This is a genomic window from Pseudomonas japonica, from assembly GCF_900188455.1.
GTDB lineage: Bacteria > Pseudomonadota > Gammaproteobacteria > Pseudomonadales > Pseudomonadaceae > Aquipseudomonas > Aquipseudomonas japonica.
Genome location: NZ_FZOL01000004.1, coordinates 1 through 14,093, shown reverse-complemented (window position 1 = coordinate 14,093; position 14,093 = coordinate 1). Strand labels below are relative to the sequence as shown.

Annotated in this window: 5 protein-coding genes; 2 read left to right on the top strand and 3 right to left on the bottom strand. The window is 62.8% G+C overall.

Features of this window, described 5'->3' with window-relative positions; translation table 11 throughout:
• Positions 1-12: 12 nt before the first annotated feature.
• Entirely contained in the window at positions 13-582 is a 570-nt protein-coding gene (locus CHB99_RS06390; RefSeq protein ID WP_042120998.1) for a xanthine phosphoribosyltransferase, read from the top strand.
• 176 nt (positions 583-758) lie between these two features.
• On the opposite strand, the gene CHB99_RS06385 is transcribed toward CHB99_RS06390, so the two are convergent.
• Genes CHB99_RS06385 through CHB99_RS06375 form a run of 3 tightly spaced genes read right to left on the bottom strand, consistent with a single transcriptional unit; the run spans position 759 to position 5,663 of the window.
• Positions 759-2,132: an HlyD family type I secretion periplasmic adaptor subunit gene (locus tag CHB99_RS06385; protein ID WP_042120997.1), complete on the bottom strand. Its 1,374-nt coding sequence runs from the start codon at positions 2,130-2,132 to the stop codon at positions 759-761.
• Positions 2,122-4,278, bottom strand: a complete 2,157-nt coding sequence (locus CHB99_RS06380; protein ID WP_042120996.1) for a type I secretion system permease/ATPase — start codon at positions 4,276-4,278, stop codon at positions 2,122-2,124. Before CHB99_RS06380 ends, CHB99_RS06385 begins: the two co-directional genes overlap by 11 nt.
• Before the next feature lie 35 nt (positions 4,279-4,313).
• Entirely contained in the window at positions 4,314-5,663 is a 1,350-nt protein-coding gene (locus CHB99_RS06375) for a TolC family outer membrane protein (protein WP_042120995.1), read from the bottom strand.
• 349 nt (positions 5,664-6,012) lie between these two features.
• Here CHB99_RS06375 and CHB99_RS06370 point away from each other — a divergent pair.
• Positions 6,013-14,093 (top strand): retention module-containing protein (locus tag CHB99_RS06370; RefSeq protein ID WP_141137258.1); only part of this gene is annotated, 8,081 nt, incomplete at its 3' end.

Below are 14,093 nucleotides of genomic sequence, written 5' to 3'. Positions count from 1 at the left end.
GAGGAAACACCCGTGGAAGCACTGCACCAGAAGATTCGCGAAGAAGGCATCGTGCTTTCCGATCAGGTCCTGAAAGTCGATGCGTTTCTCAACCACCAGATCGATCCCGCGCTGATGCAACTGATCGGCGACGAGTTCGCCCGCCTGTTCGCCGACTCCGGCGTGACCAAGATCGTCACCATCGAAGCCTCGGGCATCGCCCCGGCGGTGATGACCGGCCTGAAGCTGGGCGTTCCGGTGATTTTCGCGCGCAAGCACCAGTCCCTGACTCTGACGGAAAACCTGCTGACCGCGTCGGTGTACTCCTTCACCAAGCAGACCGAGAACACCGTGGCCATCTCGCCGCGTCACCTCAACAGCAGCGACCGCGTGCTGGTGATCGATGATTTCCTGGCCAACGGCAAGGCCTCGCAGGCGCTGATCTCGATCATCAAGCAGGCCGGCGCCACCGTGGCCGGCCTGGGCATCGTCATCGAGAAGTCGTTCCAGGGCGGCCGCGCCGAACTGGACGCGCAGGGCTACCGCGTCGAGTCGCTGGCCCGGGTGAAATCGCTGGAAGGTGGCCAGGTCACCTTCCTCTGACCCCATCCGCACCGAGACTGGGCATTTCTCTCTCGTAGGAGCGTGGCTTGCCCGCGAAAGGACCGCGAAGCGGTCCCAACTTGCACCGGTATCCGGGACCGCTTCGCGGTCCTTTCGCGGCGGTTCGGCGCCCCGACAAGCCGCGCTCCTACGAAGTACCGCGCGCCGGCAGTGGATCAACGCTCGCGCAGTGCCTCCGCCCGCGCGCGGATGATCGGCTTGAGCAGGTAGCTCAGCACGCTCTTCTTGCCGGTGATGATATCCACCGACGCCACCATCCCCGGAATGATCAGCAGCGGCTTCTCGTCGGTGCCCAGGTGGCTGCGCTCGGTGCGCAGTTTGATCAGGTAGAAGGTGTTGCCTTCCTCGTCGGTGATGGTATCGGCACCGATCTGCTCCAGCTTGGCCTTGAGTCCGCCATAGACGGTGAAGTCATAGGCGGTGAACTTGACCATGGCCTGCTGCCCCGGATGCAGGAAGGCGATGTCCTGCGGACGGATGCGCGCTTCCACCAGCAGGGTGTCGTCCAGCGGCACGATCTCCACCAGGTCGCTGCCCGGCTGGATCACCCCGCCGATGGTGTTGACCAGCACCTGCTTGACGATCCCGCGTACCGGCGAGGTGACCAGGGTCCGGCTGACACGGTCCTCCAGGGCCTTGCCGGTCGCCTGGGTCTTGTTCAGGTCGGTGCGCGCCTCGTTGAGCTGGGTCAGCGCGTCACTGCGGAACTTGCCGCGGGTCTCGTCGACCTTGCGCTCGACCTCCTTGATCGCCGACTCGGCACGGGGAATCGCCAGGGAGGTGGCGTCCAGCTGACCGCGGTTTTCCACTTCGGCCCGCTTGAGGCGCAGCACCTCGACCTGGGAAATCGCGCCCTGAGCCACCAGCGGCTCGGACATGGCGATTTCCTGACGCAGCAATTGCAGGCTGTTGCGGTACTGGGCCTGCTTGGAGGAAAACTCGCGCAGCTCCTGCTGGCGCTGTACCAACTGCTCCTGCAGGCCGCCGATCTCATCCTGCAGTTGCTGGCGACGGCTCTGGTACAGGGACTCCTCGCTGGCCGCCTGGCTCGGTGCGGCCTTGCGCAGTTCGGCGTCGATATTCAGCGGCCGGTCCTCGACCTCGGCACTCAGGCGCTCGACCCGCAGGGCCAGGCCGACGCGGTCGGCTTCGGTCTCGCCGACGTTGGAGACGAAACGGGTGTCATCCAGGCGCAGCAACGGCGCGCCGGCTTCGACGATCTCGCCTTCGTTGGCATAGATCTGGGCAACGATACCGCCCTCCAGGTTCTGGATCTTCTGCAGCTTCGACGACGGAATGGCCTTGCCGTCGCCGCGGGTGACTTCATCGAGCACGGCGAAGTTGGCCCACAGCAGGAGAAACACGAAGAAGGCGATGATGCCCCAGATGGTCAGGCGGATGATGCGTGGCGCATCCTCGACCAGCGCCTTGTTGACCTCGGGCAGCGGCTCCTGACCGAACGACGGCGAACCCTTGAAATAACCACGCAGGACATCCCTGAAACGCCCAACTCCTGACTTAAGCAACACTGATCTGCCCCTTCTTCAGCGCATCCATGACGGCGGCTTTCGGGCCATCCGCAACGATCTGTCCACGATCGACGACGATCAACCGGTCCACCAGCGACAGCAGCGAGGCGCGGTGGGTCACCAGGACGATGGTCTTGTGCTCGATCACCGCCTGCAGGCGCTGCTTGAGGCGCTCTTCACCGGTGTTGTCCATCGCCGCGGTGGGCTCGTCGAGCAACAGGATCTGCGGGTTGAGCAGCAGCGCCCGGGCCAGGGCGACGTTCTGCCGCTGACCGCCGGACAGGTTCTGCCCGCGCTCGCCAACCTGCAGTTCATAGCCTTTCGGGTGAAGCCGGGCGAATTCATGCACCCCGGCCAGTTCCGCGGCCTGCAGGACCATTTCGTCCTCGACGTAGCGCGCGCCGCTGACCAGGTTGTCGCGCAGGGTACCGGCGAGCAACTGGATATCCTGGGCAACGTAGCCGATGTTGTGACGCAACTCGCTGACATCGATCTGGCGAATGTCCACGCCATCCACCAGCAGCGAACCGGCATCGGCTTCGTAGAGGCCGACCACCAGTTTGGCCAGCGAGCTCTTGCCTGAGCCGCTGCGGCCGATGATGCCGACCTTCTCGCCCGGGCGAATGCTCAGGTTGATGCCCTTGAGCGCCTGGTTCTGCTGGTTGGGATAGGTGAAGTCGACACCGCGAAACTCGATGGCGCCCTGCAGCACCTGGCGGCTCAGCGGGCGCTCCTCGAAGTTGCGCTCCTGCGGCAGTTCCATCATCTGGTCGGTGGAGACCATGGTCACCTTGGCCTGCTGGTAACGGGTCAGCAGCCCGGCGAGCTGGCCCAGCGGGCTGAGGGCGCGGCCGCTGAGCATGTAGCAGGCGATCAGGCCGCCCATGCTGAGGTTGCCGTCCATGATCTGGTAGACACCGAAGCAGATCAGGGCGACGCCGGCCATCTGCTGGATCAGCAGGGTGATGTTCATCGCCAGGCCCGACAGCACCTTCACCCGCAGCTCCAGGCGACTGAGGGTGCCGATGGTCTGCTCCCACATGTACTGGCGTTCGCTTTCGGCGTTGTTGACCTTGACCGCGTCGAGGCCGGCGAGGGTTTCGATCAGGCTCGACTGGCGCTCGGAGGCCAAGGCCATGGTCCGCTCCAGGGTCGCCGTCAGCGGTTTCTGCAGGGCGTAGCCGATGCCCAGGGCGAGCGGGAAGGCCACCACCGGAATCCACACCAGGTGCCCGCCGATGATGCCGATCACCAGCAGGATCAGCAGGGTGAACGGCAGGTCGATCAGGCTGGTCAGGGTCAGCGAGGCGAGGAAGTCGCGCAGGCCCTGGAACTCGTGGATGTTCTGGGCGAAGCTGCCGACCCGCGCGGGACGGTACTTCATCGACATGCCGACGATGCGCTCGAACAGCGTGGCGGAGATGATCAGGTCGGTCTTTTTCCCCGCGAGGTCGAGGCAGAGACTGCGCAGGCCCTTGAGGATCAGGTCGAAGACATAGGCACCGGTGATCCCGATGGCCAGCACCCACAGGGTCGAGGTGGCCTGGTTCGGCACCACGCGGTCGTAGACGTTCATCACGAACAGCGGCGCGCCCATGGCGATCAGGTTGATGATCAGGCTGGCGGCGACCGCGTCGGCGTACAGCCACTTCGAGCGCTTGAGGGTATCGCGGAACCAGGAGCGCGCCCGCGGAATCAGGTTGCCGTGGTTGACGTCGAACTTGTGCTGCGGCTGGGCGAAGAACACCCGCCCGGCGTAGTCGCTCTGCAGCGCCTCGCGACTGACATGCACCTCACCCCCGTCGCTCTCGCTGAGCAGCAGGCGCGCCGTGTTCTCGTTCTCCCAGCCGAGCAGGATGGTACTGCGCCCGTCCTTGAGCAGGAGCATGGCCGGCATGGCGATGCCCGGAATCTGCTCCAGCTTGCGCTGCAACAGACGCCCCTGCAGCCCGGCCCGGGCTGCCGAACGCGACAGCAGCTCGGGGCTGAGGCGCTGCGCCGGCAGCGGCAGGCCAGTGGTGAGCATGGCCCGGCTGGCCGGTTTCTGGTGCAACACGCAAAGCGACAGCAAGCTGTCCAGCAGCGGATCGTCGTGCTGGCTTCGCGGATCATGGGTGAGCTGGGTTCGACTGACTTCAGATTCCACGCGAACTCTCTTGCTGGCAGGTGAGGGACAGGATCTCAGTTGAGCCCGGGCAGGTTCACCTTGGGCTTGAGATCGTTCTGCACGACCGTTGCCATTGGCGCCACGACTCCCTGGCTTTTGAGCAGCTGACCAATGGTCGCCTTGATCCGGTATTGGGTAAACAGTTGAACGCTTTTGACTTCGGCCAGACGCCGCTGCGCGGTAAACAGTTCGTTCTCGCTGTCGAGCAGGTCGAGCAGCGTCCGCTCACCCAGGCTGAACTGGCTCTGGTAGGCGGTGCGGACCTTGCTGCTGTGATCGACATATTGCTGGGCGATCGGAACCTGCGCGTCGGCGTTCTGCATAGCATTCCAGGCCAAGCCTAACTCTTCATTGAGCTGACGCAAGGCATTGTTGCGAATATCCAGCGCCTGGCTGGCCATGTAGGCCTTGGACTCCAGGTCGGCCTTGTCGCTGCCGCCGTCGTACAGGTTGAAGCTCATGCGCAACATGGCCTGCCACTCGTTGTTGTGTCCGTTCACACCGTCGACGTCGTTGTTCGCGGCGCGCTCGAGCTCGGCGTCGAAGCGCGGGTAGAACCGCGACTTGGCCGCGTCGTACTGCTTGTCGGCGGCGGCGATGTCCGACTCCGCCGAACGCAGGGCCGGGTTGCTCTCGACCATCTGCAGACGGGCTTCCTGCAGCGTGGCCGGCAACAGATCGATGAAAGGCGCCGGCGGGCTCAGTTCATCGGGCAATTGCCCCACGACGCTCAGGTAATTGGTTTGTGCGTCGGCGAGGTTGGTTTGTTCCGTCAGCAGGTTGTTTTTCGCGCCGGCCAGCCGCGCCTCGGCCTGGTCCATGTCGGCCAGGCGACCGACGCCGCGGGAGGTACGCAACTGGATCTGGTCGTAGATGCGCTCGTGACTGCGCAGGTTGTCTTCCGCCAGGCGCACCATCTCACGGCGGGTCAGCACGTCGATGTAGACCCTCGCCGTCTGCAACGCTGTGCGCTCGCTGGTGTCCAACAGCGCATACGCCCGGGCATTGGCGGTGGCCTGTTGACGCCCGACTTCACTGGAGGTGGCGAAGCCGTCGAACACCATCTGACGCAGGCGCAGGCTGGACTCGCTGCGATTCAGGGTCTCCCGGTGATCGCCGGCGGTGGCACGGGTGCTCGGGCTGTCGGTGCTTTCCCGGCCATAGCCGGCCAGGACATCGACCTTGGGCAGGTAGCCGCCTTCGGCGGCCCGAACCTGCCTGTCCGCGGCCAGACGCCCGTTCACCCCGGCCTGGACTTCCGGGTGCGCTTCGAGGGCTTGTTGCATGGCTTGCGGCAGGGTTTGTGCGGTACTGAAGGTGGCAAACAGAACGAGGGGCAAGGCGGTGAAGGCGAACAGACGCATTTCGTTTTTCTTCCCTAGGGACAGCTTGTCCCACATCAGCGCAAAACATGGCATCCCGCCAAAAAATGTCTATAACAGGAAACCGCGTGTCGGAAATTTCCGAATGAGAACACCATCACAGTTCGTAGGGTCTTCACCTATTGCAATATCAATGTGACATTAGTGGGACGATTGTTTAGGATGCCAATCGTCGGGTCAATAGTTTGACTAAAAAGAAAAATAAATATTCAAACGCCACAAAATTGACATACATCAATACTTCAGTCGCCTTGCGAAACATTCCAGGCAGATAGCGGCACAGCCCAATCGCGTATGGAAGCCACATGAAACGGATAGTTCGGAGAGTGTCATGAGCAGTGTTGTCGCCATCGTCAAACGTGTTGTTGGCCAGGTTGTCGCCGTTTCCCCGGAAGGCATTCAACGAGTACTCATCGAAGGTGATCGCCTGTTCACCGGCGACCAGGTTCTGACGGGGCTGGCGGGTGCCGTCACCCTGGAGCTCGCCGATGGCCGCACCATCGACCTGGGTCGTGAAAGCCAGTGGAGTGCCGACACACCGACCTCCACCACCGACCTGGAGGAGGCCACTGCCCAGGCCGCGCCTTCCGTCGAGGAACTGCAGCAGGCCATCGCCGCCGGTGCCGACCCGACCAAAGACCTCGAAGCGACCGCCGCGGGCCCGCAATCCGAAGGCAGCGGCGCGCCAGGTGGCGGGCACAGTGTGGTGATGCTGGATGCGACGGCTGCGGTTGTCGCACCCACGATCGGGTATGAAACCGAAGGGCTGAATTTCGGTGCCTCGCTCAATAGCCAATTCACCGGTACGACCGCCTCCGACATTTTCGGTCCACCGATCACCGAGAACCTCCTGTCGCTTTCAGGCTCGGCTTTTCCCTCCGAAGCCGAGGACGGCTATGTCTTCGCAACACTGAGCACCCGTACGCAGAGTGAGGCAGTGACGGTAACTCTGTCCAACGGCTATACCATCGTCATTCCCCCGTTCTCCTTCTTCGGCCAGGTGCAGGTGCCCTTCTCGGCGCTGAATGACGTTTACGCGGGCAGGCAATCGGTCACCTTCACCATCGCTGGCTTCAGCCCCGCTACGGCCGGCGGCTTGCCCATCGTTGCGTCGCAAACGCCGTGGGTGGCCGACCTCAATGACAGCATCGATACCACCTTTGCCAAGCTGACTGCCGACAGCAGCGCGACCGAGGGCGGCCTCATCACCTACACCGCCACCCTGAGCAATCCGCCGCTGACGCCGATATCCCTGACGTTGTCCAATGGCGCCGAAATCACCATCGCCGCGGGTGAAACCAGCGGCAGCGTGCAGGTGCGGGCTTCGAACGACGTGTACAACGGCGCCACGGCCACCAGCGTCACCCTGAATTTCGTGAACGGTACTGGGGAATTCGAGCGTCTGGAACTGGACAAGACGCCAGCCGTGACCACCATCACGGATTCCATCGACAACACCACCGTTACGCTCGCTACCGATCTCTACGCCTGGGAAGCCGGCACGATTGGCTATCGCGCCAGCCTCTCGCACGCCGTTACCGGCAGCCCGCTGGTCATCACCCTGTCCAATGGGCTGTCCATCACCATTCCCCTGGGCAACTTCTATGGCTCCGTGAGTGCGCCAGTACCCAATGATGTCTATAAGGACGCCCCGGTCAGTGCGTCGATTACCGGCCTGTCCGGGGGCAACTTCGAGAACCTGGTGGTCAGTAATACCACCCCGGTGTTCACCACCATTCTCGAACGCACCGACACCACTGTCGTCAACCTCGACGCCACCGCCAACGTCGCCGAAGGCGGTGTGGTCACCTACGTCGCCACCGTTGCGAGTCCAGTGACCGGCTCGCCGGTGATCGTGACCCTGTCCACCGGGCAGACCATCACCATTCCCGTCGGCAGTACCAGTGGCATCCTGCAGTTCACTGCACCGAACGACGTCTACAACGGCGCCAATCCGATCAGCGCCACCATCACCAACGTCAGCGGCGGCAACTTCGAGAACCTGGAGGCCAATCCGGCCCCGGCGGTCACCAACGTCATCGATTCGAGCGACATCACCACCGTCAACCTCGGAGCCAATCCCGGCGTCGCCGAGAACGGCGTGATCACCTATACCGCCAGCGTCGTCTCGCCAGTCACCGGCACACCGGTGGTCGTGACCCTGTCCAACGGACAGACCATCACCATTCCCGTTGGCAGCACCATCGGCAGCGTGCAGTTCACCGCGCCAAACGACGTCTACAACGGCGCCAACGCGGTCAGCACCACCATCACCAACGTCACCGGCGGCAACTTCGAGACCCTGGTGGCCAATCCGACCCCGGTCGTGACCAGCGTCACCGACAGCGTCGACACCACCACCGTCAACCTCGACGCCAGCACCAGCGTCGCCGAAAACGGCGTGGTCACCTACACCGCCAGCGTCACCTCGCCGGTGACCGGCACAGCGGTGATCGTGACCCTGTCCAACGGCCAGACCATCACCATTCCTGTCGGCGCCACCAATGGCAGCGTGCAGTTCACCGCGCCGAACGACATCTACAACGGCGCCGCGCCGATCACCGCCAGCATCACCGGCCTCAGCGGCGGCAACTTCGAAAACCTGGTGGCCAACCCGGCCCCGGCCGTCACCAGCGTGACCGACTCGATCGACACCACCACCGTCAGCCTCGGCGCCAGCCCGAGCGTCAGCGAAAACGGCGTGGTGACCTACACCGCCAGCGTCACCTCCGCCATGACCGGCGCACCGGTGATCGTGACCCTGTCCAACGGCCAGACCATCACCATTGCGGTGGGCAGCACCAGCGGCTCGGTGCAGTTCACCGCGCCGAACGACGTCTATACCGGCGCGCCAGCGATCAGCACCACCATCACCGGCATCGCGGGGGGCAATTTCGAGAGCCTGGTGGCGAATCCGGCCCCGGCGATCACCACCGTCAGCGACTCGGCCGATACCACCAGCGTTGCTCTCAGCGCCCCCGCCAGTTCGATCGAGAATGGCGAGATCACCTACACCGCCAGCGTCACTTCGCCAGTGACCGGTGCGCCGGTCATCGTGACCCTGTCCAACGGACAGACCATCACCATCCCGGTAGGCGCAACCAGCGCTACCGTGCAGTTCACCGTGCCGAACGACTTCATCAACGGCGCCCAGCCGCTCAGCACCAGCATCACCGGTGTCAGCGGCGGCAATTTCGAGAACCTGGTCGCCAACCCGGCGCCGGCGGTCACCACCGTGGCCGATGCCCTCGACGTCACCGGCATCAACCTGGACAGCCTCAATGCTGCCTTCGAAGGCAGCAGCATCCGCTACACCGCTACCGCCGGCACGCCGGCCGGTACCCCGGTCACCGTCACCCTGTCCAACGGCGCGGTCATCATCATTCCCGCTGGACAGCAAAGCGGCACGGTCTTCGTACCGGCGCCCGCGGACACCGTCTACAAGGATTCAGGAAGCGTCAGCGTCACCATCGTGAGCGTCGAAGGCGGCAACTTCGAACAACTCTACGTCAGCGATGCCGCCGTCGTGACGCGGATCATCGACACCCCCGACACGTCCACCGTCGTCCTCAGCGCCACGCCCAGCGTGACCGAAGGTGGCGTGGTGACCTACACCGCGTCCGTGTCGGCCCCCGTGACCGGCACCCCGGTGACCGTGACCCTGAACAACGGCCAGAGCATCGTCATTCCGGTTGGCCAGAGCTCTGCGTCGGTGGATTTCACCGCGCCTGACAACGTGCTGAGTACCAATGCCGCGCTGACCAACAGCATCACCGGGGTGAGCGGCGGCAACTATGAAAACCTGGTTGCCGACCAGAGCAGCGTGACCACCGCGGTCACCGACGATCCGGCACATCAGGACACCACCAGCCTGACCCTGAGCGCCAACGGCACCGTCGCCGAGGGCGGCAGCATCGTCTACACCGCCACCCTGAGCAATCCGGCCGGCACCGAGATGAAGATCACCCTGAGCAATGGCGAGACCATCACCATTGGCAAGGGCCAGACTGAAGGCAGCGTGACGTTCGCCGCGCCGGGAGACAGCGTCTACGTGGATGCAGGCACTGTCAGCGTGACGGTGACCGGTACGACCGGAGGGGATTTCGAGAAGCTGGATGTCAGCGCGACGCCGGCGGTCACTGCCGTGACCGATACGGTGGATACTTCGACCGTCACCCTGACTGCGACGCCGAGTGCGGTTGAAGGTGGCGTGGTGACCTACACTGCGTCGGTTTCGGCGCCTGTGACGGGTTCGGCACTGGTCGTGACACTGGCCAATGGTCAGTCGATCACCATTCCGGTGAACCAGAGTTCGGCTTCGGTGGACTTCATTGCGCCGAACAATGTGTTGAACACCAATACACCGCTGACCAACAGCATCACCGGTGTGACCGGTGGCAACTACGAACACCTGGAAACCGCCGGTGCTCCGACCACCGTCGTGACCGACGATCCAGCGCGCCTGGACAGCACTGGCCTGACTCTTTCCGCCACCGGCAACGTGCAGGAAGGCGGCGAGATCATCTACACCGCTCGGGTCACCAACCCTACCGGCACCGAGATGAAAGTCACCCTGAGCAATGGTGAAACCATCACCATCGGCAAGGGACAAACTGAAGGCTCGATCACCGTTCCTGCTCCGCAGAACACTGTGTATGTGGACGGTGACAACGTCAGCGTGAGCATCACCGGCACCACTGGTGGTGACTTCGAGAAGCTGGAAACCAGCACCACTCCGGCCGTTACGGCCGTCTCTGATTCGGTCGACACCAGCACCGTAACCCTGACCGCTACGCCAAGCGCAGTAGAAGGCGGCGTGGTTACTTACACCGCCAGCGTCACCGCTCCGGTCACCGGCACCGCACTGGTCATTTCGTTGGCCAACGGTCAGTCGATCACCATTCCGGTGAACTCCACCAGCGCCTCGGTCGATTTCATCGCGCCGAACAACGTGCTCAATACCAACACCGCGCTGACCAACAGCATCACCGGCGTGACCGGTGGCAACTACGAGCACCTGGAAACCGCTGGCACCCCGACCACCGTCGTCACCGATGACCCAGCCCGTCTGGACGCCACTGGCCTGACCCTTTCCGCCACTGGCAACGTCCAGGAAGGCGGCGAAATCATCTACACCGCTCGGGTCACCAACCCGACCGGCACTGAGATGAAAGTCACCCTCAGCAATGGTGAAACCATCACCATCGGCAAGGGCCAGACCGAAGGCTCGATCACCGTCCCTGCTCCGCAGAACACTGTGTATGTCGATGGCGACAACGTCAGTGTGACCATTACCGGCACTACTGGTGGTGACTTCGAGAAGCTGGAAACCAACTCGACGCCAGCAGTGACTGCTGTTTCTGATTCGGTCGATACCAGCACCGTAACCCTGACCGCTACGCCAAGCGCTGCCGAAGGCGGCGTGGTCACGTACACCGCCAGCGTTACTGCTCCGGTTACCGGCACTGCACTGGTCATCAACCTGGCTAACGGCCAGTCGATCACCATTCCAGTCAACGCCACCAGCGCTTCGGTCGACTTCATTGCACCGAACAACGTGCTGAACACCAACACCGCGTTGACCAACAGCATCACCGGCGTGACCGGCGGCAACTACGAACACCTGGACACCGCCGGTACTCCGACCACCGTCGTGACCGACGATCCAGCACGCCTGGACACCACTGGCCTGACCCTGAGCGCCACCGGCAACGTCCAGGAAGGTGGAGAAATCATCTACACCGCTCGGGTTACCAACCCAACCGGCACCGAGATGAAAGTCACCCTCAGCAATGGTGAAACCATCACCATCGGCAAGGGCCAGACCGAAGGCTCGATTACCGTTCCTGCTCCACAGAACACCGTTTACGTTGATGGCGACAATGTCAGCGTCACCATCACCGGCACCACCGGCGGCGACTTCGAGAAGCTCGAAACCAGCTCGACGCCAGCAGTGACTGCCGTTTCTGATTCGGTCGACACCAGCACCGTGACTCTCACCGCCACACCAAGTGCGGCTGAGGGTGGTGTAGTCACCTACACCGCCAGCGTCACCGCGCCGGTCACCGGCACCGCACTGGTTATTTCGTTGGCTAACGGCCAGTCGATTACTATCCCGGTGAGCGCCACCAGCGCTTCGGTGGACTTCATCGCACCGAACAACGTACTCAACACCAACACACCGCTGACCAACAGCATCACCGGTGTGACCGGTGGCAACTACGAACACCTGGACACCGCCGGTACTCCGACCACCGTCGTCACCGACGATCCAGCACGCCTGGACACCACTGGCCTGACCCTTTCCGCCACCGGCAACGTCCAGGAAGGCGGCGAAATCATCTACACCGCCCGGGTCACCAACCCGACCGGTACCGAGATGAAGGTCACCCTGAGTAATGGTGAGACCATCACCATCGGCAAAGGCCAGACTGAAGGTTCGATTACCGTTCCTGCTCCGCAGAACACTGTTTACATTGATGGCGACAATGTCAGCGTGAGCATCACCGGCACCACTGGTGGTGACTTCGAGAAGCTGGAAACCAGTTCGACTCCAGCCGTTACGGCCGTTTCTGATTCGGTCGATACCAGCACCGTAACCCTGACCGCTACGCCAAGCGCAGTAGAAGGCGGCGTGGTTACTTATACCGCCAGCGTCACCGCTCCAGTGACTGGCACTGCGCTGGTCATCAGCCTCGCCAATGGCCAGTCGATCACCATTCCGGTGAACGCCACCAGCGCTTCGGTGGACTTCATTGCCCCGAACAATGTGTTGAACACCAACACCGCGTTGACCAACAGCATCACCGGTGTGACTGGCGGCAACTACGAGCACCTGGAAACCGCCGGTACTCCGACCACCGTCGTGACCGACGATCCAGCACGCCTGGACGCCACCGGCCTGACCCTGACTGCCACTGGCAACGTGCAGGAAGGCGGCGAGATCATCTACACCGCTCGGGTTACCAACCCGACCGGCACCGAGATGAAAGTCACCCTGAGCAATGGTGAGACCATCACTATCGGCAAGGGCCAGACCGAAGGTTCGATCACCGTCCCTGCCCCACAGAACACTGTGTATGTGGACGGCGACAACGTCAGCGTCACCATCACCGGCACCACTGGCGGTGACTTCGAGAAGCTGGAAACCAGCTCGACGCCAGCCGTTACAGCCGTTTCTGATTCGGTCGATACCAGCACCGTAACCCTGACCGCTACACCAAGCGCAGCCGAAGGTGGCGTGGTCACCTACACCGCCAGCGTTACTGCTCCGGTTACCGGCACTGCACTGGTCATCAGCCTGGCCAACGGCCAGTCGATCACCATTCCGGTGAACGCCACCAGCGCCTCGGTGGACTTCATTGCCCCGAACAACGTGCTGAACACCAACACCGCGTTGACCAACAGCATCACCGGTGTGACCGGTGGCAACTACGAACACCTGGAAACCGCAGGTGCTCCGACCACCGTCGTGACCGATGATCCAGCACGCCTGGACACCACTGGCCTGACCCTGACAGCCACTGGCAACGTGCAGGAAGGCGGCGAAATCATCTACACCGCTCGGGTCACCAACCCGACCGGTACCGAGATGAAGGTCACACTGAGCAATGGTGAGACCATCACCATCGGCAAGGGCCAGACCGAAGGCTCAATCACCGTCCCTGCTCCGCAGAACACCGTTTACGTTGATGGCGACAACGTCAGCGTGACCATCACCGGCACCACTGGTGGTGATTTTGAGAAGCTGGAAACCAGCTCGACGCCAGCCGTTACGGCCGTTTCTGATTCGGTTGACACCAGCACCGTGACTCTCACCGCCACACCAAGTGCGGTTGAGGGCGGCGTAGTGACCTACACCGCGTCGGTGACTGCTCCGGTAACCGGCACGGCTTTGGTGATTTCGTTGGCCAACGGTCAGTCGATCACCATTCCGGTGAACGCCACCAGCGCCTCGGTGGACTTCATCGCGCCGAACAACGTGCTGAATACCAACACCCCGCTGACCAACAGCATCACCGGCGTGACCGGTGGCAACTACGAGCACCTGGAAACCGCCGGCACCCCAACCACCGTTGTCACCGATGATCCAGCACGCCTGGACACCACCGGCCTGACCCTCTCCGCCACTGGCAACGTCCAGGAAGGCGGCGAAATCATCTACACCGCCCGGGTCACCAACCCGACCGGCACCGAGATGAAAGTCACTTTGAGCAATGGTGAAACCATCACCATTGGCAAAGGCCAGACTGAAGGTTCGATTACCGTCCCGGCGCCGCAAAACACCGTTTACGTCGATGGCGACAATGTCAGCGTGACCATCACCGGCACCACCGGCGGCGACTTCGAGAAGCTGGAAACCAGCTCCACTCCAGCCGTTACTGCGGTTAGCGACAGCGTCGATACCTCGAC

Excerpts from the sequence above, each read along its gene's own strand:
- CHB99_RS06375 (WP_042120995.1), bottom strand. The coding sequence starts at position 5,663 with ATGCGTCTGTTCGCCTTCACCGCCTTGCCCCTCGTTCTGTTTGCCACC.